Below are 21,427 nucleotides of genomic sequence, written 5' to 3' on the forward strand. Positions count from 1 at the left end.
AGGTGTTCAGCATCCAGTTGGCCATTGTCTGCCGGGACAGTTTCAATCCCTCCCGGTTAAATTCCTGCTCCAAACGGTATAGTGGAGAATACATCACGAATTTCTGAGTCATGATGTGAGCCACTGCTTCGGCGGAAGCAAAGCTGCCCGGGCAAAGCACCGGCTGCTTTGGCGTCTTCAGAATATTGGCTTCTCCGGTCTCTTCTTCACACTTCTTGCAGGCATATGTATAGTAGACATCCTCCCGGACCCAGAAACGGGCAGGCTCCATCTGCAGGCTCCGATGAACCTCCTTGCCAATCTCATCCATAACAGTTCCGCAGGAAGCACAGATCCGTTCTTCGTTAGACAGACGGTGTTCTACCACTTCTGTAGGAGTTCCTTCGGGAACAATGTCCGTCACACTGCCGGACTGCCGCTTGCGCGCATGGGCTTTCACAGCGATCTGTTCCGGCGTGGCAGATTTCGTTCCATACGCATAGGCTTCGGCTTCATTGAGGGAAAAGGCAAGCTGGTCCATCAGTTCTTCCCGGATCCGCTCAGAGGACGAACCAAACTCGCGCTTCTTTGCAAGGCCAAGCTGCTCCAGAAGCCATTGGTTCTGGAGCTTCAACTCAGTCAGTTGTGCCTGCTGAGATTCATATTCCGCGCGTGAAATGGTCACCATTTCAGCGTTACTTGTGGCAGTTTTCTTCTCGTTTTCCATAAGAAAATTATACCACAAAATATGCGAAAAAGCCAGCGTTTTCAGGCGTTTCAGGGTACTATATCGCGCTTAAGCCAGACACCGCTTTGTTTGCTTTTGGCTGTTCTGTTTTCAAGCCTTCCATGAGCCAGCGGTACTGTTGAGGGGTTAACGTCCGGACTTCATCTTTCGTTCGTGGCCACTGGAAACTACCACTTTCCAACCGCTTATATAAAAGCAGAAATCCATCGCCCTCCCAATACAGTGCCTTGATCCTGTCCCGTCGTCTCCCACAGGACAAAAACAATGCTGTCTGGAACGGATCCATCTGAAACTGTGTGCGTACTATGCCGGCTAAGCCATCAATACCTCGGCGCAGATCTGTATAACCGCAGGCTATGTAGACCGGACAGGTGCAGTTGAAATCATTCAGCATAATTTCAAAATGCGCAGCACGCTTTCCACTGTGGTCGGATCTGCTCCATTATGGATATTTGCTGCAATACCTCCTGCATGGATACTCACGGCAATCTGGCAATTGCTGTTCGTTGCCATGACAGGGGTGACCTCGGCAAACTGCAGTTCCTGTTGTGCCTGAGCCATTGCAAATATCTTCTTCTGCCATTTGTAATAGGTCTGCTCGCAAACTCCTTTTTCCTTGCACCAGGTCTTTACGCTCAGGCCACTGTTTCTCCACTCTGAGATCCGCTCTGCCCACAGGGCCACTTTATTTCGCCCATTTAGCTGCTGTAATTCTGTACTCATAATTAAAAAACACCCCCGTACCGCGGATAGTATACGCGACTCGCATATACTATCCGCTACTATACAGGAGTATTCTTTCACGCTATTCAATTTACCGCAAGTCGCCGTTAGCTTTGACGCTTACGGCGAAAGCATAAAAACAGGAGCCTGTATCGTAAAACGATACAGGCTCCTGTTTTCAGCTTCGATCCTATGAGCCTTTAATCCAGCACCTGAACAGCGGCGCCCAGAATGCCGTCGCCGATATAAACGCTCAGCGTTCCGTCGATCTCGCCCTCCCAAATGTGGTCATAGTTGGGCAGGGCGGCGGTCAGCTTCTCCTTGACCTGCGCCATTTCCTCCGGGGCGCCGCCGTTGGCGACAGCCAGGTTGTACCGCTTGTGCTCCCCGCACCGCTGGACGGTCAGGGCCACCAGCTTGTCGATGACCTGATGACGCCCCCGGACCTTGGCAACCGACTGGAGCTGTCCATCCGGCGCAAAGGTGAGAAGCGGCTTGATCTGCAGCAGCATTCCCGCCGTGGCGGTGACTTTGCCGATGCGTCCGCCCTTCTGGAGGTATTCCAGCGTATCCACTGAGAAGAAGGGGAAGGAGCCCGCGATGAGCTGGGGCGCCCGGCGCTCCGTCAGCTCCCGCCAACCCATGCCGTTTTGAATGTCCTCCGCCAGCTGGAGCACCGTCATTCCCAGGCCCAGAGAGCCGTTGAGGGAATCGAACACTTTGACCTGCAGCATTCCGCGGCACTCCTCCGCGATGACCCGGGTCAGATTGAACGTGCCGGAAAGCCCGCTGGACAGCATGACCGCAATAACGCCGTCATAGCCCTCGGCCACGATCTGCCGGAGCGCTTTTCCGATGTCCTCCCCCGCGGGCAGCGAAGTCTGGGGCAGCTCACCCGCCTGAAGCCGCCGGTAAATATCCGCGGCGCGGATATTCACGCCGTCCAGATACTCGCCGTCGGCGCAGAGTATCCGGAGGGGCACCATAAAAATGTGATTTTCTCTCGCCAACTGGGGCGAAATATCCGCGCAGGAATCTGTTAACAGCGCGATTTTTTGTGGAATCATAATCACACTCCAAATCCTGATGAATTTTTAACACATTGGAATGATTATCCCACAAAATTGTGAAAACTGCAAGAACTATCGGGGAGTTTTTGCAAAATACCGCAAAACGGGGCCACGGCCTGCCGCAGCGCCTTCTTACTTCTGTTTCCAGCGCTCCAGAGTGGGCAGCAGTCCCCGCATATAGGTCCGGCAGGCCTCCGGCTCCGCCTGGCCCAGGGGCATCAGCGGAACGCAGTGCTCCACCATCTCCTCCATGGTACACTCCTGGGCGAACGCTCCGTCCACCCAGCACCACTTGCAGTATGTTTCGTTAAAGGAGCCGTCCGCCTCCTGGGCCAGGAAATCATCGCTCAGCGGCATTCCGCAGCTCTGGCACACCAGGGTCCGGGGGCTGCCCAGCAGTGTGTTGACGGACACGCCGAACAGCCGGGACAGGGCCAGCAGCGTCTCCGTGGCCGGGACGGTCTCTCCCCGCTCCCAGCGGCTCACCGCCTGCCGGGTGACAAACACCTTCTCCGCCACCTCATTTTGGGACAGCTCCGCCTTTTTCCGCAGATCCGTGAACACGTCTTTGAATTCCACGTCCCTCACCTCCTGCCGCCAGACTACCATGCCGGGCCTCCGTTGTAAAGCAACCGTCAGTTGCTCCCACTTACTTCTCTCCTTGGATATGGGCCAGCAGGCCGGAGCAGCCCTCCAGCACATCCCGCCAGGCAGCGTCGAAATCCCCGGTGTACCAGGGGTCCGCCACCTCGCCGGGACGGCCCGTCCAGTCCAGCAGCAGGGAGATCTTTCCCTCCGGGTCGTCGCCGCAGATGCGGCGGATGTTCCGCAGGTTGGCGCCGTCCATCCCCACCAGATAGTCCCAGCTGGCGTAGTCCGCCGCCGTCAGCTGCCGGGCGGCGTGACCGGCACAGCCGATGCCGTGCTCCGCCAGCTTCCGCCGGGCGGGCGGATACACCGGGCAGCCGATCTCCTCGGTGCTGGTAGCGGCGGAGGCGATGGAAAATTCCCCTTCCAGCCCAGCCTTTTTCACCAGATCCTTCATCACGTATTCCGCCATGGGACTGCGGCAGATATTGCCGTGGCAAACGAAAAGTACCTTAATCAAATCTCTATCGCCTTTCAAAATGCGCACTCTTGCTGCCATTTGCAGCGATTTGTGCGGTCTTAATTCTTCTGTATGTATCGGTCATTTCTGTACAGAAAATGCAAATCTTAGCAAAGTTTTGCAAGCTGTGTACAGCAATCGTAGTAGAAACGGAGTAAAAAGTTGGATAATCTACTGCTGCTCATTTACTTTTTTATATACAGTTCATATCCGTAAAACCAATTTCCGCAATCATTGCACATACCACCTTTCTTTTTTGTATGTACACATATCACTCTGGATGAACAATAAGGCAAGTCAATTCTGAAATACTTTTACGCAAAACACCATATCATTCGCGCACAAACATCCCCCTCAAAGCCTTTTAAAATCAAGTCATCTCAAGATTGCTGCCTCTATCTGAATACCCCCTATGCAATTTCGCGAAACAGCGCGCAAGAGGGGGCATCGGTCTTCAGGATGAAATATAGTAGAGATTTAAACCGCCGCTATGCACAAACAGGTAAATTTCCTTATATCTTTTTTGGCCTTTTTTTGATAAAATGTATAATAATGATATTAAGGAGGTTTTTAACTTGTTTCAGCTATGTAATAATCCAAATTGTAATCTCGAACTAAACCATAAAGGTAAACATTCGTTTATCTGTAAAAAAGCATGGACCAAATTGTTCAACTCAGATGATAACAAGAAAATTGACAAAGCTGGATGTTGTACCCCACGTGGAGGTGACAAGGGAGGATATCAAAACCATGTAAATAGAAATAGCAAGGTTATAATTCCCTACGAAAAACTTAATGAAGTTAATTTATCAAATTATAAAGACGGATATGTTATCAGAATATTTCCAACTCAATACTTCGCCTCAAAATATAAAATAGCAAATGAATTTGTCAATAATACCGATATTAAGGTTGGTGATAATGCCTTTATTTTGTATAGAACATATGATGACTTTGATAATTTACCGCCTTTTCCTAATTGGAAAATCAGATCAGTAATGAAGTATAATCCAGCAACAAAAAAATATGATATCCCCACAAAAAATAGGCGTGGCAATATTATTGATGATGGTCACTATCTTCTCCGGATATCTAATAGTGGGACCAATAAGAAAAAAAATCGATTTGAAGGCCCAGCACAAGGTATTTTTGCTCCTGAATACGCTGATGCCAATACAAACTTTCTTTGCCAATCAGTTTTAGCTTGGTTAATCATAAATACAGATGATTCACCATATAATCCTGACGATTTTGTACACCTTAAGGCTATATTAGACAAGCACAACTTACTTACATCTCCTCATTACGAAAAAGATTATATTATGCATAATGGTAAAACAACTTGCCCATTATGTCAAAAAATCATTAAACATAGTGCGCTAAACGAAAGCATTTCTTTTGAAGATGAAGAAGGCCTAACAAACTCCACTGAGCAAGTAGGTTCCACACGATCAACAACAGTGAACCTATTTCACATGGTCCCTTTATGCTATGCCTCACTAGAAAATATTCCTACACATGTTTCCTGGGGACATGCCACTTGCAATACCCGTCTGGGACAACGTCGATGTTATTCATTTACTGATTTACAAGCAACAGAAATTGAGATTGACATTACAGAAGGAGATAAAAAGCATTTACTTGGTTACGCAAATGCAACTAAAAACTTTATTAGATCGCAAAATGGTGACGTATGGATTCGTATTTCGAAAGGTGATTAATATAGAATAGGGGAATATTCAAATTTGAGTATTCCCTTGTTTAAACTTTAAAATATGGATTGCATGATTTTCATTTTCAATTCTTCAATCAGCATATTTTCTTTCATAATACTAACATAATACTCTCGCATAGCTGTTGTTTCATCTATAAATTCTGCTAATATTCTTCTGTTAATATTTATGGTTAACTTTTCAAAATCCTTTTTGTACACTTCTTTAAAAGTACTTCCATTTCCAATTGATTCAATTAATACTTTATTTCGTTTTATCCAATAATAAATCTGCATTGCACATGTTTGATTTTCGTCTGGAATCATAGATAGCATACCCTGATTAGTAGTTGCTTCTTGTAAATTAATAACACATTCGCCTATTGTCGCTCGACTTGTCATTATTACCGAATTAACTGGTATCAATTTGGCTCCACTATTTGTTAAGCCCGATACACTGATTTTTTTAAGAGTCGAAAAAGTAAAAAGGCTTTTAGAAGCGGTAATATCTGATGGAGTATACCAATTATATATGCCATTATTCCAATAGCTATCATTTTTCGTAAATGGAGTTCCTCCTGTTACTATTTCAACCACATCGGAAAGTGGCTTTATATCGTATTCTATTGTGCTGTTTTCAAATTTTTGAATATATATTAACTCAAATAAGCAATCAATTTGATGTAAAACCGAACAATTTTGTTCATATTTTTCATCAAGGCTCACTAACTCAGAGACAATTTTTTTCTGCTCATTCAAACTTGGCAGCTCAATTTCGTATTTACAAAGTGTCTTTCGTGAAATCTCCTTAAATGTACTCCCATTTCCAAGTGCTTCAAATTTTTTTCTATTATACAACAAATAGTAATATAGGTAATGATTGTATAATAGTCCTTCTTTGCATACAAAACTTTTAAAACCTTGATTTGTGCACATTTCTTTTCCTGCAAGTGCGACATATCCAATAGGAGCCCTGGATGAAAACAAAACTGCTCCCGGTGGCAGCATATTTGTCGCACAACTTTCATACCCTTCCTTTGTTATGCACCGTTGGCCTTGATATATGTATTTGTGATTATATCCTGAAAGATCTTTTGGTGTTATCCAAGAAATGTTTCCTCCCTCATAATACTTCTTTTCTTTTGTTAGTGGCGTAGCCCCGCTATATATATCAGCTACGTCCTCTAAATAGCATTTTTTCATCAAAGCAACTCCTTAAGTACAATATCAGCCATCCGATTTGACATTCTAATTTGTTCAGCTAATTTGTGCTTCAATTCCTTAATTTTCGCTTTGTTTTCCTCTTGATCTATCACTTGTTCTTCAACTCCTGTATATATACTTGGCATCAGTTTACACTCATGAGCTATTACTTGTTGCACACTAGCCACCCAAGAATAACCTTTTTGATTATACTTAATTCTCTTTCCATTTTTGAATGAATGATATAATTTTGAAATTTTCTCAATGTTTTGTTCTGAAATCACTTTTTGTGTTTTACTAACGCTTTCTCCATATTTTCCAGCATCAATAAATAGTATTTTATCATTCTCTGTTCTACTCATATCTATGAAAATAAGCGCACTTGGTATGGCTGTGCCAAGAAACATTTTCTCAGGCAATTGAACAACACAATCTATAATATTTTGTTCTAACATTTTTTTCCTAGTCAGTAAATCCGCCTCATTAAAACTTGTCAATGCTCCATTTGATATAACAAATCCAGCTTTTCCATTCTCTTTCAAATGATATACAAAATGCTGAATCCACATATAATTCGCATTATTTTTATTTACCACTCCGAAAATTCTAGGATCATCTGCCGGCAATTGCTCTGCCCCCCAGTCCTTCATATTAAAAGGTGGATTACTTATAATAAAATCAGCTTTGAGTTCTGGGAAACAGTCATTTAAAAGAGTATCGCCATTCTTAATTTGTAAATCAAGTCCATGAAGTACTCCATTCATATATGCCAATAAAATAGTTTTGCAATTCTGCTCCTGTCCAATAAATTTTAATGTTGAACTACTATATTTGTTTGATTGAATAAACATACCTCCTGTTCCGCATGCAGGATCATATACAATTCCATTCTGTGGATTCAACATACTAACAAGTAAGTTAACAACAGAAGGTGGAGTGAAAAACTCTCCACCTCTATTTCCCTCAGTTGCGGCAAAATTTCCAATAAAATATTCATAAATGTGTCCAAGATAATCGATTTTTTCACTATTATTTTTCAAATCAATTTCATTGATTAAACATATCAGATCACTAATTGTTCTTACTGGCAAATTGCTATTTGCATATATTCCTTCATACGGATTGCTTATATTTTCAAATTGTGGAAGGATATTTATAAGCTCTGTATCAAGTAGTAATGATATTTCCTCTTCATTCCTTTTCTTAACTATTTCTTCCCATTTTGTATCTTGATTTTTCTCCGACATATATCTTATGTAGACTAATGGTAAAACATAAAACTTATAATCTGATGGTGGTATTTTTCCCCTCAATTTATTTGCAGTTTTAAACAATTCATTTTCATATTTTCCCATATTGCACCTCCGGTTTCTTTCTATTTATATTACTATATTCCATCAGAAATGTCTATCCTTTTTTTGGAGTATCTGATTGATTTTTATTTTTCCCTACTTATCTACATGTATTAAATAATGTCTGCTAAATAATTGAAAAATCCTTGCAGTGCAAGCTGTTGAGGCTGATTTGTGATATAATAAGAGTATTAGAAAAAAGCAAAAATCAGGCAAAACCCTTGCACTTGGAGGACAGCTATGTATCGTTACAGCAATGGGCAGATCAGTTTGGCAGATTTCAAGCAGCCGGTTGGCATGAATCTGTTGGCATGAATCTAAAGGAAAGCAACCGTTGGGTAAAGAAAGCCCAGATGATTCCTTGGCTGGAGATTGAGAAGCGATATGCCGCACTGTTTACCAACCGCAAGGGCAATGTAGCCAAACCGCTGCGGCTGGCCCTGGGTGCCTGCATCATTCAGGCAGAGTATGCCTTCTCAGATGAAGAAACCGCCCTCATGATTCAGGAGAACCCGTACCTGCAGTACTTCTGTGGGTATCCCGGCTATGATGACGAAAAGCTGCCTTTTGATCCATCCTTGATGGTGTACTTCCGCAAGCGGCTGACGCCAGAGGTGCTGGGTGAGATCAACGAGATGATTGTGCGGGACGCGAAAAAGCGTCAGGCAAAAGAGACCAAATCCAAGGATGACGATGATGACTCTGACAATCATCCAGGAGCTGGCGGAAACAGCGGCACAATGATCGTGGACGCCACCTGCGCACCGTCCAATATCCGTTATCCCCAGGATGTTTCTCTGCTCAATGAGGCCAGAGAAAACGCTGAGAAGCTTCTGGATGCTCTTCATAATTCCGCAGACGGAAAGAAGCCCCGCACTTATCGTGAGCGTGCCCGGAAAGATTACCTGAAATACACCAGATGCCGCAAGCATACCGCCAAGATGACCCGCAAAGCAATAGGGAAGCAGCTGACTTATCTTCGGCGTGACCTTGATGCTGTTGATGGAAAACTATCTCTTGGAAAATCTCTGACCACGCGACAGATGGAACGTCTGGATACGATTCGCACCATCTATGAGCAGCAGAAGTACATGTACGATAACCGCACCCACAGCGTGCCTGACCGAATCGTCAGTGTGAGCCAGCTCTTCGTTCGTCCCATTGTACGGGGAAAAACTGGCAAGCCGGTGGAGTTTGGCGCGAAGCTGGACATCAGTGTTGTGGATGGGTGGACTCGGTTGGAATGCTGTTCCTTTGATGCCTACAATGAAGCTGGGAATCTGCAGGAGATGGCGGAACAGTTCCGGGAGCGGGAAGGGCATTACCCCAGCCGCATTCTGGCGGACAAGATCTACCGAAACCGTGAGAATCTCAACTATTGCAAGGCACACGGAATCCGGCTATCCGGTCCGGCACTGGGTCGCCCCAGAAAGGGCGAAACCAGAGACAAGGCTCAGGACTACCGGGATGAATGCGAACGGGTAGAAGTGGAGCGCAAGTTCAGTCTGGCGAAGCGCAAATGCGGCATGGGACTTGTCACGGCAAAACTGCGGGTGACCGTTGCCCATGTGATTGCCATGTCCGTTCTGGTGCTGAATCTCCGCAAGATTCAGTGCGCCATTCTGCAACTACTTGCGTTTTGGCGGGCAATTCTCTTGCCTAAGCAAAAATGGACTATTGTTCAGTAGTCATTAAATAAAAAAACGTTTTATACAATTTATATAAAATCACAGATTACAACTTTATTATTCCATCATCCGTAGAAAAATCGTAGTTTCTCCTTCTCCCCACCATACTTTACCCGTTCTATCGCACTTCATTGCAGCTTATACCTGTGTCCAAAGCTCTGCCGTGGCAGACAAATAAAATACGGTGCATACAGTCTCCTCCATTCTTTCCCCAGCATCTTATCACATCCGCCGCTGCCCGCGCAAGGACACTTCTGACCTTGCTTTTTTCCGCCGATGCGCTATACTGAAAGAAAAATAACGGGGGCGGTTTTATGGAACGATTTTCCATTATTGTTGGCGACATCACCCAGTCGGACGCGGAGGCCATTGTCAACGCCGCCAACACCTCCCTGCTGGGCGGCAGCGGCGTGGACGGCGCTATACACCGTGCCGCCGGGCCGGCGCTGCTGTCGGAGTGCCGGGGGCTGGGCGGCTGCGAGACCGGCAAGGCCAAGCTGACTCACGGCTATAACCTCCGGGCCAGGTACGTCCTCCACACCCCCGGCCCCGTCTGGCAGGGAGGCGGACTGGGCGAACCGGCCCTGCTGGCCTCCTGCTACCGCTCCTGCCTGACGCTGGCAGCGGAGCACGGTATCCGCTCTGTGGATTTCCCCTCCATCTCCACAGGCATCTACGGCTACCCCCTCCCCCTGGCCGCCACGGTGGCGCTGAAAGCCATCATGGACTTTCTGGCGGAGCATGACCTGCCGGAACGAGTCCGTATGGTCTGCCACACGGAAGCCGCGGCGGAGGTCTACCGCCAGACCTGGAACCTCTGGTACGCCGGGGACAGGGATGACCGAATGCGATAAACAAACGCGGCCCTTTTCGGGCCGCGTTTGTTACTGCGCGTCGATTTTCTCCTTCAGCTCATTCAGATAGACCCAGCGTTCCGTTTTCTCCTCCAGCCTGGCCTCCAGCTCCTCCTGTTGGGTCTGGAGCTCCTGGAGCTTCACATAGTCGCTGCCGCACTGTCCCTGGGCCGCCTGGCACTCTGCCAGCTGGTTTTCCAGGGCAGCCAGCTCGTCGTCGATGGTCTCAAATTCCAGCTGCTCCTTGTAGGAGAATTTCAGTTTCCGCTCCCGGGGGCGCTCCGCCGCCGCTTTGGGCTTCTCCGCTTTGACAGGCGTTTCCTCTTCCCGCCGCTTCTGCTGCCAGTCCGTCCAGTTTCCCGTGTAGCGCAGGATTTGGCCGTCCCGAACCTCCATGATGGACTCCGCCAGCTTGTCCAGCAGGAAACGGTCGTGGGATACCACCAGGATAGGGCCGGGGAACCCCTGCAAGTAGTCCTCCAGAATAGAGAGGGTCATGACGTCCAGGTCGTTAGTAGGCTCGTCCAGCAGCAAAACGTTGGGGGCCTCCATCAGCACGGACAGCAGGTACAGCCGCCGCCGCTCGCCGCCGGACAGCCGCCCGATGGGCACAGATTGGAGGTCGCCGGGAAACAGAAACCGCTCCATCATCTGGTTGGCGGTGAAAGTACCCTCGTCGGTACGCACTTCGTCGGCGATGTCATGGATGAAATCGTAGACCCGCTGGTTCAGGTCCAGCTCCCGGCCCTCCTGAGAGAAGTGGCCGATCTTCACTGTGGCGCCGATGTCCACGCTGCCGGAATCCGGCGCCAGCTCCCCGGCGATGAGGTGCAGCAGGGTGGATTTGCCCGCCCCGTTCCGGCCCACGATGCCGATGCGGTCATTCCGCAGCAGATTATAGGAAAAATGCTCCACGATGGGCCGCCCGCCGAAGGACTTGGAAACGTTCTTCAGCTCGATGATCTTCTTCCCTAAACGGCTGGATGCCGCCGCCATCTGGACGGTATCGTCGGTCTCCGGAGCGTCCTGGTTCAGCAGGGCCTCATACCGCTGGATGCGCTCCTTGGATTTGGTGGTCCGGGCCTTGCAGCCCCGCATGATCCACTCCCGTTCCACCCGCAGGATGGACTGGCGCTTGCGCTCGCTGGCCTCCGCCATCTCAGCCCGCTGTTCCTTCAGCTCCAGATACTTAGAGTAGTTGGCCTCGTAGTGGTAGAGCTTGCCTCGTGAAAGCTCCGTGATGTGGTTCACCACCCGCTCCAGGAAGTAGCGGTCGTGGGTCACCATCACCAGCCCGCCCTTGAACTTTCGGAGCCAGTCCTCCAGCCAGGCGGTCATCTCGGCATCCAGGTGGTTCGTCGGCTCGTCCAGCACCAGCACGTCCGCCGGATGGATGAGGGCCGCCGCCAGGGCCACCCGCTTCCGCTGGCCGCCGGAGAGGGTGCCCACCTTCTGCTCAAAATCCGGCAGTCCCAGCTTGTTCAGCATAGTCTTGGCCTCGTATTCGTTCAGCGCCCGGAACTCCGCTGGAAAGTGGAGGAACACCTGCTCCAACACCGTAGCGTCATCGTCCATCACCGGGTTCTGGGGCAGGTAGCTGACCTGCACATTGGGGTTCCGGGAAATGCGTCCGGCGTCCGGCTCGATGGCTCCGGCCAGGACCTTCAAAAAGGTGGACTTTCCGGTGCCGTTGATGCCGATGATGCCGGTCTTGTCCCCCTCATTTAAATAAAAATTCACATCCTCCAGCAGCTGGCGGCTGCCGAAGTTGATGGAAATGTGTTCCGCGGATAAGAGCATAACAGCCTCCTGATGATAAATTCCGTAACGCAGGTATTTTACCACAGCCTTTCCGTTTTGGCTATGCAAATCCCGTTTTTTGTGCTATCCTGAAACCAGAAAGGGGGCCGGGCCTCTGGAGACCATCACAAGAATCATCTCAGCGGAGGAGGACGGCTCCACCGTCCGCCACATCTTAAAGGCAAAGCTCCACTTTTCCTCCCACGCCATCTCCCGGCTGACCCGGGCGGAGAACGGCATCCTGGTGAACGGCAGCCACGCCCGCACCACCTGTATTCTCCACACCGGGGACATTTTACAGGTGGAAACCGGCGACCACCGCCCGCCCAAAGTGGAGGTCACCCCCGGCGACTGGCCTCTCCCCATTGTCTGGGAGGACGGCCACCTGCTGGTGGTGAACAAGCCCGCCGGGATGACAGCCCACGCCTCCAACTTCCTGCCGGACACCCCCACCGTGGCTGGAGCCCTGGCCTGGAGCCGGGGCACGAACTTCGTGTTCCACTCGGTGAACCGGCTGGACAAGGGCACCACCGGCCTCATGGTGGTGGCGAAAAGCGGCTACGTCCACGACCTGCTGCGCCGCAGCCTCCACACCTCCCGTTTCATCCGGGAGTACCGGGCGGTCTGCGTCGGCTGCCCGGAGCCGGGGGCCGGCACCATCGACGCCCCCATCGGCCGGGACGAGACCTCCACCATCGCAAGAATGGTCCGTCCCGACGGCCAGAGCGCCGTCTCCCATTACGAAGTGCTTTCTTCCCAAAACGGGCTGTCCCTGGTGAAGCTGTTTCCCGAGACGGGGCGCACCCACCAGCTTCGGGTCCACATGGCCTCCATCGGCCATCCGCTGGCGGGTGACTGGCTCTACGGCACCGAAGACCCGGACCTGATCTCCCGCCCCGCCCTTCACTCCTACGCTCTCACCCTGACCCATCCGGTCACCGGAGAAATTCTCCGCCTCACCGCGCCATTGCCGGAGGACATGGCCCGGCTGATACCTGAACCGTAAATCACAAAAAGGAGATTGATTTTATGTTAACCTGGAATGTCACCTACCACTGCAAGCCCGGCCAGCGGGACGCATTTTACAAAGCCCTGTGCGATTTGGGTGTCCGCGCCAATTCCCTGACCGAGGCGGGCAACGTGAAGTACGACTACTTCTTCGCCGCCGAAGCTCCCGACGACCTGCTGCTGGTGGAGACCTGGACAGACCCCGCCTTCCAGGACGCCCACTGCAAAACGGAGCTTTTTGCAAAGCTCCAGGCGTTAAAAGCCCGGTACTGCGACAGCGTGAACATCGATAAGTTCAACGTCTGATTTTCAAAAACAGCCAAAAGAGGAGGGAAACAGTTCATGTGCGCATCGGATTTTCGGCGTATGGCAAGAGAGGCCCTGACGGGAAAATGGGGCCTGGCTCTGGGCACCGGACTGGTGGCGGCGCTGCTGGGCGGCACCATCGGCTCCGGTGGGTTCAGCTTTGATTTCAAAATCAACCTGGAAGAGTATTTCTCCTATGGCGATCTCGAGTCATTCCTGTACAGCGACACCTTCCGGCATCTGATCCCCCTTTTCATCGCCGCCGCGGCGATCGCGGTCATCTGGAGTCTGGTATGGCTAGTCATCGGCGGCGCGGTCTCTCTGGGCTACGCCCTGTTCAACTTGAACCTGGTGGACGGCCAGCCGCCCCGGTTTGACGACCTGTTCTCCCAGTTTTACCGCCTGTGGGCCGGCTTCTGCCTGCAGCTTCTGACGGGCCTGTTCATCTTTTTGTGGTCGCTGCTGTTCATCATTCCCGGCATTGTGGCGGCGTACAGCTACGCCATGGCCCCCTATATTCTGGCGGAAAACCCGGACATGACCGTCCGGGAGGCCATTGCCGCCTCCAAGGAGATGATGCGGGGCAGCCGCTGGCGGCTGTTCTGTCTGGGATTCAGCTTCATCGGCTGGTCGATGCTGTGCATCCTGACCCTGGGCATCGGCAATCTCTGGCTGCGGCCCTATCGGGAGGCAGCCCAGGCCGCCTTCTACCGGGACCTTTCCGGCACCCGGCGGCCCTCCGCCCCGGAGCAGCTGGGGGAATACCGCTTCGACCCCTCTGACGATTACCAGCCGCCCCAGTGATACGAAAAGCAGGTGGAACGTAGTTCCACCTGCTTTTTTATGCGCCTATTCAAAGTTTTTTGCCGGTTTCCTGCTCATACCACGATACGACGTCCTTCAGGTTCTGCATACTGACACGGTCGCCGCCGTTTCGGAACATATCCAGAATGGCGTCCTCCTCCGGCGTGCGGTCCTGCTTTGCCATGAGCTGCCGTCCCATGCTTCCGCCCATGATCTTGAGAATGAGCCGCTTGAAACCGTGGAGCTTGTCCATATTCAATCCGCCCTGGAGGGTGAACACCGGCATGTCCTCATGCAGGCCGTTGGCCTGCCGCACCACTGTCAGCTGAGCCCCCGTGGGATTCATGCCGACGCCGCAGACCGCCGCCACCTGATACCGCTTCAGCGCGGTAATAAAGCCCTGAATTTTTCCGGCCATGATCCAGCCCATGTAGATGATCTCCGCACCGTCGGGCAGCTTTCCCAGCGCCTCGTCCAGCGTATAGGCGTGCAGGCCGGTCTTTTTCGCCAGCAGCGCCGCGTATTGGGCGGTATAGCCTGTATTGGATGTATAGACGATTGCTTTCAGTTCCATATCGGTTCTCCTTCCACGGGGAATCCCGCAGTTTTTATTGTATTCCCCGGGGCTGCCCTTGTCAATATCCGCCGGGATTCGCCGCCCGCCGCGGATTTGCCCATTGCCCCGGAGGAAAGTCTATGCTATGATGAATCCATGAAAGGAGCCTGATATGCATGTACACGCAGGAATTTTTGGATTCTTTGAAGCAGCAGGAGGCCGATCTGCGGCTCTCCTCTTTTGACCTGGAGGACGCCTATACCCTGGGCACCATGCTCCGGGAGGCCGGCAAAAAGGAACCGGAGCCCATCGCCGTCCGCATCGTACTGGACGATCTGATCGTGTACCAGTCCTTCCTCCCCGGCACCGGGCTGTCCAACTCCCAGTGGATGGACCGGAAGTACGCCACCGTCTGCCAGAGCCGCCATTCCTCCCTGCGGGCCGCCGTGGAGCGGGAGCTGAACGGCATTCAGGAACCCTGGCAGTCTGACGAGGAGCAGTTCGCCTTCTGCGGCGGCGGCTTCCCCCTGGTGGTGGACGGCAAGTTCCGGGGCGCCGTCATCGTCTCCGGCCTGCCTCACCTGGAGGACCACCGCTGCCTGACGGACACCATGGCCGCGTTTCTGAAAGCCTCCAAATAACCCCCCAGATACCCGAAACGGGACGGCACACGCCGTCCCGTTTGTCATATCAAAAATGCATCACGCGGAGCAGCAAAATCCACGCCAGGCCGTAATAGGTCACCACCGCCACCAGGTCGTTGACCGTGGTGATCAGCGGGCCGGAAGCCACCGCCGGGTCGATTTTCAGCTTTTTAAACACGATGGGGATGACCGTTCCCGCCACGCTGGACAGCAGCATGGACACCAGCAGCGCCGCTCCCGTGCAGAACGACACGGAAAACGCCACCGCCGCCGTCTGTCCCTTGAACGCCAGGAGGTACAGCCCGATCAATACAAAGGACAAAATGCCCAAAATCCCGCCGTTGACAAGGCCCACCCGGGCCTCCTTTCCAACGAGGCAGAGCTTTTGGCTGCCGCTGACCTGCTCGTCCATCAGGACGCGGATGGTGACGGCCAGGGACTGGGTGCCCACATTGCCCGCCATGTCCAGCACCAGGGACTGGAAGCAGACCACCAGCGCCAGATTCGCCACCACATATTCAAACAGCCCCACCACGCCGGAGACCACCATCCCCAGGCCCAGCAGGATGACCAGCCAGGGCAGCCGTTTCACAACGCTCTTTTTCAGCGGCTCCCGCAGGTCCTCCTCCGCGGTCAGACCGGCCAGCTTTGCGTAGTCGTCGCCCAGCTCGTCGTCCACCAGTTCTGTGATGTCCTGGGCCGTCAGCACACCTTTCAGCCGGTTGTCGCTGTCCAGCACCGGGATGGAATCCTCGGAATATCCCTTGATGCGCTCAATGCAGTCCTCGATCTGCTCGCTTGCGTACACATACGGGTAGGACGTCATAGTGATGGAGGAAAGCTCCGTATCCTCCCGTGCGATGATGAGGTCCTTCAGGTCGATGGCCCCCACCAGTGTCCCGTCCTCGTCCACCACGTAGAGGGTGGAGATGTTGTCGTTGACGGCGGCCTGCTTCACCAGCTCTTTCATGGCCTGCCGCACGCCAATATCCGCGCGGACGGAGATATAATTCGTGGTCATTTTGCTGCCGATCTCGTCCTCGTCAAAGGCGCTGAGCAGCAAAATTTCGTTCCGCAGGTCCTCCCCCATCAGGTCGATGAGCATATTCCGCTCCGGCTTTTCCAGCTGGCGGAGATACTCCGTGACCTCCGGCAGCTCCAGCCGGGACAGGACTTCGATCCGCTTGCGGATGCTCAGCTCCCCCAGGTATTCCTGGAGCTGTTCGGAATAGGACAGCACATCGGCCAGCGTCTCCACATCCAGGACGCTGTACAGCCTGCTCCGCTCGTCTTTGCGGAGCAGCTCCATAGCCGCCGCGATGTCGTTTTCGTGATAGTCCAGGATCTGGTCCCGCATCCGCCGGGGCGTCAGGCCGCTGCGGACGATGGCGGCGATCTCCGCCCGGTAATCCGGGTGCTGCGCGGGAACAGCCCCGTTCTGAAAATCCTTGTTCATGTTCATTGTCTGTGCCTCCTTTACTCATCAAGCGTCGGGCAGCCCCATGGGGCCGCCGTGGTAAAGGCGGGCGCGGAAATGGCCATGCAAGCGCGGTCCATCCATTTTTTACCATATTTGGGCAGAATATAACACCACCGCTTGCATCCGGACCGCTCCGCGCGCGTCTTGCGCAGATGCAGTGCAGGAACAGACAGTGGCGTTCAGATATTGGCGCGGCAAACCGCCGTCAGAACACAGACGACCCGCAGCCGTACAGCGCCCAACGCTCTGAAGCTCTTCTGTCTGCACCCATGCTGCAACTACTGCTGCCGTCCATGATCTCACCTCACATTTTGAATGGATTTGGCTGTTTTTATTTTAACAGCCCGTTTTGCCGGTGTCAATCCTTCCCTCCGGGAAAGAAAGGAATTTCGGGAAATCCGCCGTGCTCCTTGACTTGTCTTTCATAATACCGTATAATGTACAATTGTGTGCGTCCATTGCGGACAATTTCACAGCAGTACGGTAAAGTACTGCCGAAAAAAAGAAAGAGGAGAAAAAACGTGGAAGAGAAAAAATTCCAACCCTACATTCCGGCGGACAAGGTCATGCCTGAATTCACCGTGTTCTCTGTCATACTCGGTGCATTGCTGGCCATCGTGTTCGGCGGAGCCAACGCGTATCTGGGGCTGCGCGTCGGCATGACCGTCTCCGCGTCCATTCCCGCGGCGGTCATCTCCATGGGTGTGATCCGCTTCATATTCAAGCGGGATTCCATTCTGGAGAACAACATGGTCCAGACCATCGGCTCCGCCGGTGAGTCTCTGGCCGCGGGCGCCATCTTCACCATGCCCGCCCTGTTCATGTGGGCTGCTGACGGCCTGTGCGACATGCCCTCCCTCATCGACATCGGCCTGATCGCCCTGTGCGGCGGCGTGCTGGGCGTCCTGATGATGATCCCCCTGCGCAGCGCGCTGATCGTCAAGGAGCACGGCAATCTGGGCTATCCCGAGGGCACCGCCTGCGCCGAGGTCCTGATGGCCGGCGAAGAGGGCGGAGCCAAGGCCTCCACCGTTTTCTGCGGTCTGGGCATCGCCGCCGCCTACAAGTTCGTGGCCGACGGATTGAAGCTGTTCCCCAGCGAGGTAGACTGGACGATCCCCTCCTATAAGGGCTCCGGCTTCGGCGTGGACGTTCTGCCTGCCCTGGCCGGCGTAGGCTACATCTGCGGCCCCCGCATTTCCTCCTACATGTTCGCGGGCAGCACCATCGCCTGGTTCGTGCTGATGCCCATGATCGCCCTGTTCGGCAGCGACCTCATCATCTATCCCGCTGACGTCAGCGTAGCGGAGCTGTGGGCCTCCGGCGGCACCTGGGCATTGTGGAGCAAGTTCATCCGCTATATCGGCGCAGGCGCCCTGGCGGCAGGCGGCATCATCAGCCTGATCAAGTCCCTGCCCATGATCGTCCGTACCTTCGCCGCCGCCTTCAAGGACTACGGCAAGGGCGGCACCGGCACCCTGCGCACCGAGCAGGACATCTCCATGAAGATCGTCCTGGCGGTGTGCCTGGCTGTCGTCGTGCTCATGTGGCTGTTCCCCGGCATTCCCGTCAGTCTGACCGGTGCCCTCATCATCCTGATCTTCGGCTTCTTCTTTGCCACCGTCTCCTCCCGGATGGTGGGCCTGATCGGTTCCTCCAACAACCCCGTCTCCGGCATGGCCATCGCCACGCTGCTGATCGCCACCATTATCCTGAAGGCCACCGGCTCCGCTGGCGCGGAGGGCATGGTGGGGGCCATCGCCATCGGCTCTGTCATCTGCATCATCGCCGCTATCGCCGGCGATACCTCTCAGGACCTGAAGACCGGCTTCCTGCTGGGCTCCACGCCCCGGAAGCAGCAGTACGGTGAGCTGGTGGGCGTGTGCGTCTCCGCCATCGCCATCGGCGCCATCCTGTACCTGCTGAACGCCGCCTGGGGCTTTGGCTCCGAGGAGCTGGGCGCGCCCCAGGCCATGATGATGAAAATGGTCATTGAGGGCGTCATGGGCGGCAACCTGCCCTGGGCCCTGGTGTTCACCGGCGTGTTCATCGCCATCGCCATTGAAATTCTGGGCCTGCCCGTCCTGCCTGTCGCCATCGGCATCTACCTGCCCATTCACCTGAACGCGGGCATCATGGCCGGCGGCCTGGTCCGTCTGGCTCTGGACAAGCGCAAGTATGCCTCCGAGAAGGCCAAGAGCGACTGCATCCAGTCCGGTATCCTGTATACCTCCGGCATGATCGCCGGCGAGGGCGTGGTCGGCATCCTGCTGGCCGTGTTTGCCGTGCTGGGCATCAACCTGGACCTGTCCGGCGTCATCAGCCTGGGCAACATCGGCGCTCTGGTGCTGTTTGCCGCGCTGCTGGTGAGCATCGTGCTCTTTGCCAACAAGGGCCTGAAGGCCGGCAAAAAGTAAAACGCATATTTGATTTGCCAAATCAAAAACTGGGCTATATACTTTGGTATATAGCCCAGTCTGCACAGCAGGAGGATATTTATGTCCAAAAAACAGGAAAATTATCTGGATTATATCCCCGTCATCTCCGAAAAGAACACCTGGGATGTGAAAGAGGACGGCATGGTCACCATCCATATGATCCACCGGGGCTTTTACGCCTGGATCGCCCAGAGGTTCTTCCACCGCCCCCGGGTCAGCCACATCGACCTGGACGCCATGGGCAGCTTCATTTTCCAGCGCATTGACGGGCAGCGGACGGTGGGCGATATTGCGCTGCTGGTCAAGGCGGAGTTCGGTCAGAAGGCGGAGCCGCTGTATGACCGGCTGGTGAAATATATGCAGATTTTGCGGAACAACGGCTTCATCCGCTACGCCGGAAAGGACAGGAAATGAGCACAGGACAGATCATTCTGGGCATTGCCCTGTTCGCCGCCGCCACCGCAATTCTCTATGTCTGGGGCCTGAAAAAGTCCATGTCCCAGCAAGAGGACCTGGAGCGGAGCCTGATGAGCGCCTGCGGCAGCCGGGTGGTGAAGCATCTGAAAAAGCACGGCACCGTCACGAAGGCGGAGGCCGCGCAGCTCATCGACGGCATGACGGCAGGCCCCTTCTGGTCCCGCCGGAGGGTGAAGGTGCAGGACGGCAAAAAAGCCGCCGGCCAGGTCATCGAATTCCTGCTGGACCAGCAGTATATTGAACCGGCGGGAGACGGCGGCTACCGTCTGAAAAAATGATCCCGCCTATAAAGACCCCCCAGGCTTCCCCGTGAAGCCTGGGGGGTTCTTTTCTCCCGCCGTTTTCTCAGTTGTTCCGCGTCACCAAAGCTCCGCTTCCAGAACGCGCACAAATGCTTCCAGTCCCACACGGTCCTCTTCCGTAAAACGCCCCACGCGGGGACTGTCGATGTCCAGAACGCCGACTATCCGGCCGTCTCCGTGGATGGGGACAACGATCTCCGAGTTGGACGCGCTGTCACAGGCGATATGGCCGGGAAACTGGTGAACGTCGTAAACGAGCTGCGTCCGGTCCTCTGCCGCCGCTGTTCCGCACACGCCGCGTCCCACCTGGATCTCAATGCAGGCCGGCTTGCCCTGGAACGGACCCAGCACCAGCAGCCCGTTTTCCATCAGGTAAAATCCCGCCCAGTTGAGGTCGGGCAGCGTGTTGTAAAGCAGCGCCGCCGCGTTGGAGAGGTTTGCGATCCGGTGGGGCACTCCGTGGACCAGTGCCGCCAATTGTTCATTCAGCCGTGTATAATCCGTCATCATAAGCCCTCATTTCCTGCTCTTACCGCGCGCTTCTCACACCAGCTGCCCCGGCAGCTTTTTCTTTTCCTTGGGCGGAAAGCCGGCGTCAAAAGCCTCTACATCGGCGTCTTCCAGAAAATATCCCTCCGGGTCCCTGTAAACGCCGGTAACGCCCCGCAGGAAGTCCTTTTTCAATTCCTTCACCATGAAGAACGGGGACTCCTCCGTGCGGGGGATGCCGTCATAATAGACGCCCAACGCGCTGCCGCTGACAAAGCCAAAGCGGTGATAATAGCCCGGATCGCCTGTGATCGCCACAGCGCCGCAGCCCATCTGCTCCGCCAGTTCCAGCGTGTGCCGGATGAGCCTGCTTCCATAGCCCTTTCCCTGTTCTTCCGGCAGGACGCTGACCGGGCCGAAGATCATAATGGGCAGCGTCCGTCCGTCGTCCGCGGTGATGCTGGCGCGGCTGTACATGATGTGGGCGACGATCTTCCCCTCTTCCTCGATCACATAGTCCAGTTCCCTGACAAACTCCGGGCGGTCCCTGTACTGATGCAGCACATAGTGCTCCATGCAGCCGGGGCGGTACTTGTTCCAGAACGCCTCCCGGGTAAGGTTCTCCACCTCTCTGCAGTCTTTCGGTTCTTCCAGCCGGATCCTCATATGCCCAACTCCCTTTCGGTC

General features: G+C 53.4%; 23 protein-coding genes. 10 read left to right on the plus strand and 13 right to left on the minus strand.

Features of this window, described 5'->3' with window-relative positions; genetic code table 11:
• The 6 genes from JQM68_RS11190 to JQM68_RS11210 form a co-directional block, all read right to left on the minus strand.
• On the minus strand, window positions 1-706 hold a 706-nt coding region (locus JQM68_RS11190), incomplete at its 3' end, for an IS66 family transposase (RefSeq protein WP_235223085.1).
• 58 nt (window positions 707-764) lie between these two features.
• Window positions 765-1,121: an IS66 family insertion sequence element accessory protein TnpB gene (gene tnpB / locus JQM68_RS13970; RefSeq protein ID WP_412758473.1), complete on the minus strand. Its 357-nt coding sequence runs from the start codon at window positions 1,119-1,121 to the stop codon at window positions 765-767.
• Entirely contained in the window at window positions 1,115-1,450 is a 336-nt protein-coding gene (gene tnpA / locus JQM68_RS11195) for an IS66 family insertion sequence element accessory protein TnpA (protein ID WP_235223086.1), read from the minus strand. Before tnpA ends, tnpB begins: the two co-directional genes overlap by 7 nt.
• Before the next feature lie 200 nt (window positions 1,451-1,650).
• Window positions 1,651-2,517, minus strand: coding sequence for a DegV family protein (locus tag JQM68_RS11200; protein ID WP_235223087.1), 867 nt, complete (start codon window positions 2,515-2,517; stop codon window positions 1,651-1,653).
• Window positions 2,518-2,652: 135 nt separating this feature from the next.
• Complete coding sequence (locus JQM68_RS11205) at window positions 2,653-3,099, minus strand: zinc ribbon domain-containing protein (RefSeq protein WP_235223088.1); 447 nt, start codon at window positions 3,097-3,099, stop codon at window positions 2,653-2,655.
• 70 nt (window positions 3,100-3,169) lie between these two features.
• Window positions 3,170-3,628, minus strand: coding sequence for a low molecular weight protein-tyrosine-phosphatase (locus tag JQM68_RS11210; RefSeq protein WP_235223089.1), 459 nt, complete (start codon window positions 3,626-3,628; stop codon window positions 3,170-3,172).
• 575 nt (window positions 3,629-4,203) lie between these two features.
• Between JQM68_RS11210 and JQM68_RS11215 the strand changes: the two genes are divergently transcribed.
• The gene (locus tag JQM68_RS11215; protein WP_235223090.1) at window positions 4,204-5,349 is read left to right on the plus strand and encodes a BstXI family restriction endonuclease; all 1,146 of its coding nucleotides are present in this window, start codon (window positions 4,204-4,206) and stop codon (window positions 5,347-5,349) included.
• Window positions 5,350-5,396: 47 nt separating this feature from the next.
• On the opposite strand, the gene JQM68_RS11220 is transcribed toward JQM68_RS11215, so the two are convergent.
• On the minus strand, window positions 5,397-6,542 hold the full coding sequence (locus tag JQM68_RS11220; protein WP_235223091.1) for a restriction endonuclease subunit S: 1,146 nt from the start codon (window positions 6,540-6,542) through the stop codon (window positions 5,397-5,399).
• The gene (locus JQM68_RS11225) at window positions 6,542-7,897 is read right to left on the minus strand and encodes an N-6 DNA methylase (protein WP_235223092.1); all 1,356 of its coding nucleotides are present in this window, start codon (window positions 7,895-7,897) and stop codon (window positions 6,542-6,544) included. Before JQM68_RS11225 ends, JQM68_RS11220 begins: the two co-directional genes overlap by 1 nt.
• Before the next feature lie 143 nt (window positions 7,898-8,040).
• On the opposite strand from JQM68_RS11225, the gene JQM68_RS11230 reads away from it, so the two are divergent.
• Together JQM68_RS11230 and JQM68_RS11235 are read left to right on the plus strand one after the other, a co-directional pair.
• A complete protein-coding gene (locus tag JQM68_RS11230; RefSeq protein ID WP_235223093.1) occupies window positions 8,041-9,582 on the plus strand; it encodes an IS5 family transposase in 1,542 nt (513 codons plus the stop codon).
• A 314-nt stretch (window positions 9,583-9,896) separates the two neighbouring features.
• A complete protein-coding gene (locus JQM68_RS11235) occupies window positions 9,897-10,436 on the plus strand; it encodes an O-acetyl-ADP-ribose deacetylase (protein ID WP_235223094.1) in 540 nt (179 codons plus the stop codon).
• Window positions 10,437-10,466: 30 nt separating this feature from the next.
• Here JQM68_RS11235 and JQM68_RS11240 read toward each other — a convergent pair whose 3' ends face one another.
• Complete coding sequence (locus JQM68_RS11240; protein ID WP_235223095.1) at window positions 10,467-12,236, minus strand: ABC-F family ATP-binding cassette domain-containing protein; 1,770 nt, start codon at window positions 12,234-12,236, stop codon at window positions 10,467-10,469.
• Between the two features lie 79 nt (window positions 12,237-12,315).
• Between JQM68_RS11240 and JQM68_RS11245 the strand changes: the two genes are divergently transcribed.
• From JQM68_RS11245 to JQM68_RS11255, 3 genes are read left to right on the plus strand one after another with little or no spacing between them, the layout of a single operon-like run.
• Window positions 12,316-13,242, plus strand: a complete 927-nt coding sequence (locus tag JQM68_RS11245) for an RluA family pseudouridine synthase (RefSeq protein WP_235223096.1) — start codon at window positions 12,316-12,318, stop codon at window positions 13,240-13,242.
• Between the two features lie 23 nt (window positions 13,243-13,265).
• Complete coding sequence (locus tag JQM68_RS11250) at window positions 13,266-13,550, plus strand: putative quinol monooxygenase (protein ID WP_235223097.1); 285 nt, start codon at window positions 13,266-13,268, stop codon at window positions 13,548-13,550.
• Window positions 13,551-13,586: 36 nt separating this feature from the next.
• The gene (locus tag JQM68_RS11255) at window positions 13,587-14,354 is read left to right on the plus strand and encodes a DUF975 family protein (protein ID WP_268821497.1); all 768 of its coding nucleotides are present in this window, start codon (window positions 13,587-13,589) and stop codon (window positions 14,352-14,354) included.
• Window positions 14,355-14,403: 49 nt separating this feature from the next.
• Here the strand turns inward: JQM68_RS11255 and JQM68_RS11260 are convergent, their stop codons facing one another.
• Window positions 14,404-14,928, minus strand: a complete 525-nt coding sequence (locus JQM68_RS11260) for a hypothetical protein (RefSeq protein WP_235223099.1) — start codon at window positions 14,926-14,928, stop codon at window positions 14,404-14,406.
• Window positions 14,929-15,086: 158 nt separating this feature from the next.
• On the opposite strand from JQM68_RS11260, the gene JQM68_RS11265 reads away from it, so the two are divergent.
• A complete protein-coding gene (locus tag JQM68_RS11265) occupies window positions 15,087-15,551 on the plus strand; it encodes a heme-binding protein (RefSeq protein WP_235223100.1) in 465 nt (154 codons plus the stop codon).
• Between the two features lie 49 nt (window positions 15,552-15,600).
• Here the strand turns inward: JQM68_RS11265 and mgtE are convergent, their stop codons facing one another.
• Window positions 15,601-17,016, minus strand: coding sequence for a magnesium transporter (gene mgtE / locus JQM68_RS11270; RefSeq protein WP_235223101.1), 1,416 nt, complete (start codon window positions 17,014-17,016; stop codon window positions 15,601-15,603).
• 539 nt (window positions 17,017-17,555) lie between these two features.
• Between mgtE and JQM68_RS11275 the strand changes: the two genes are divergently transcribed.
• The 3 genes from JQM68_RS11275 to JQM68_RS11285 all read left to right on the plus strand — a co-directional run bounded on the left by JQM68_RS11275 (window position 17,556) and on the right by JQM68_RS11285 (window position 20,227).
• A complete protein-coding gene (locus JQM68_RS11275) occupies window positions 17,556-19,451 on the plus strand; it encodes an OPT family oligopeptide transporter (RefSeq protein ID WP_235223102.1) in 1,896 nt (631 codons plus the stop codon).
• An 81-nt stretch (window positions 19,452-19,532) separates the two neighbouring features.
• Window positions 19,533-19,886, plus strand: a complete 354-nt coding sequence (locus JQM68_RS11280; RefSeq protein ID WP_235223103.1) for a PqqD family protein — start codon at window positions 19,533-19,535, stop codon at window positions 19,884-19,886.
• On the plus strand, window positions 19,883-20,227 hold the full coding sequence (locus tag JQM68_RS11285; protein ID WP_235223104.1) for a hypothetical protein: 345 nt from the start codon (window positions 19,883-19,885) through the stop codon (window positions 20,225-20,227). Before JQM68_RS11280 ends, JQM68_RS11285 begins: the two co-directional genes overlap by 4 nt.
• Window positions 20,228-20,308: 81 nt before the next feature.
• Here JQM68_RS11285 and JQM68_RS11290 read toward each other — a convergent pair whose 3' ends face one another.
• The gene (locus tag JQM68_RS11290) at window positions 20,309-20,758 is read right to left on the minus strand and encodes a GAF domain-containing protein (protein WP_235223105.1); all 450 of its coding nucleotides are present in this window, start codon (window positions 20,756-20,758) and stop codon (window positions 20,309-20,311) included.
• A gap of 36 nt (window positions 20,759-20,794) precedes the next feature.
• A complete protein-coding gene (locus tag JQM68_RS11295) occupies window positions 20,795-21,406 on the minus strand; it encodes a GNAT family N-acetyltransferase (RefSeq protein WP_235223106.1) in 612 nt (203 codons plus the stop codon).
• Window positions 21,407-21,427: the final 21 nt, after the last annotated feature.

It is taken from the genome of Oscillibacter valericigenes (assembly GCF_021531435.1).
Taxonomy (GTDB): domain Bacteria; phylum Bacillota; class Clostridia; order Oscillospirales; family Oscillospiraceae; genus Oscillibacter; species Oscillibacter valericigenes_B.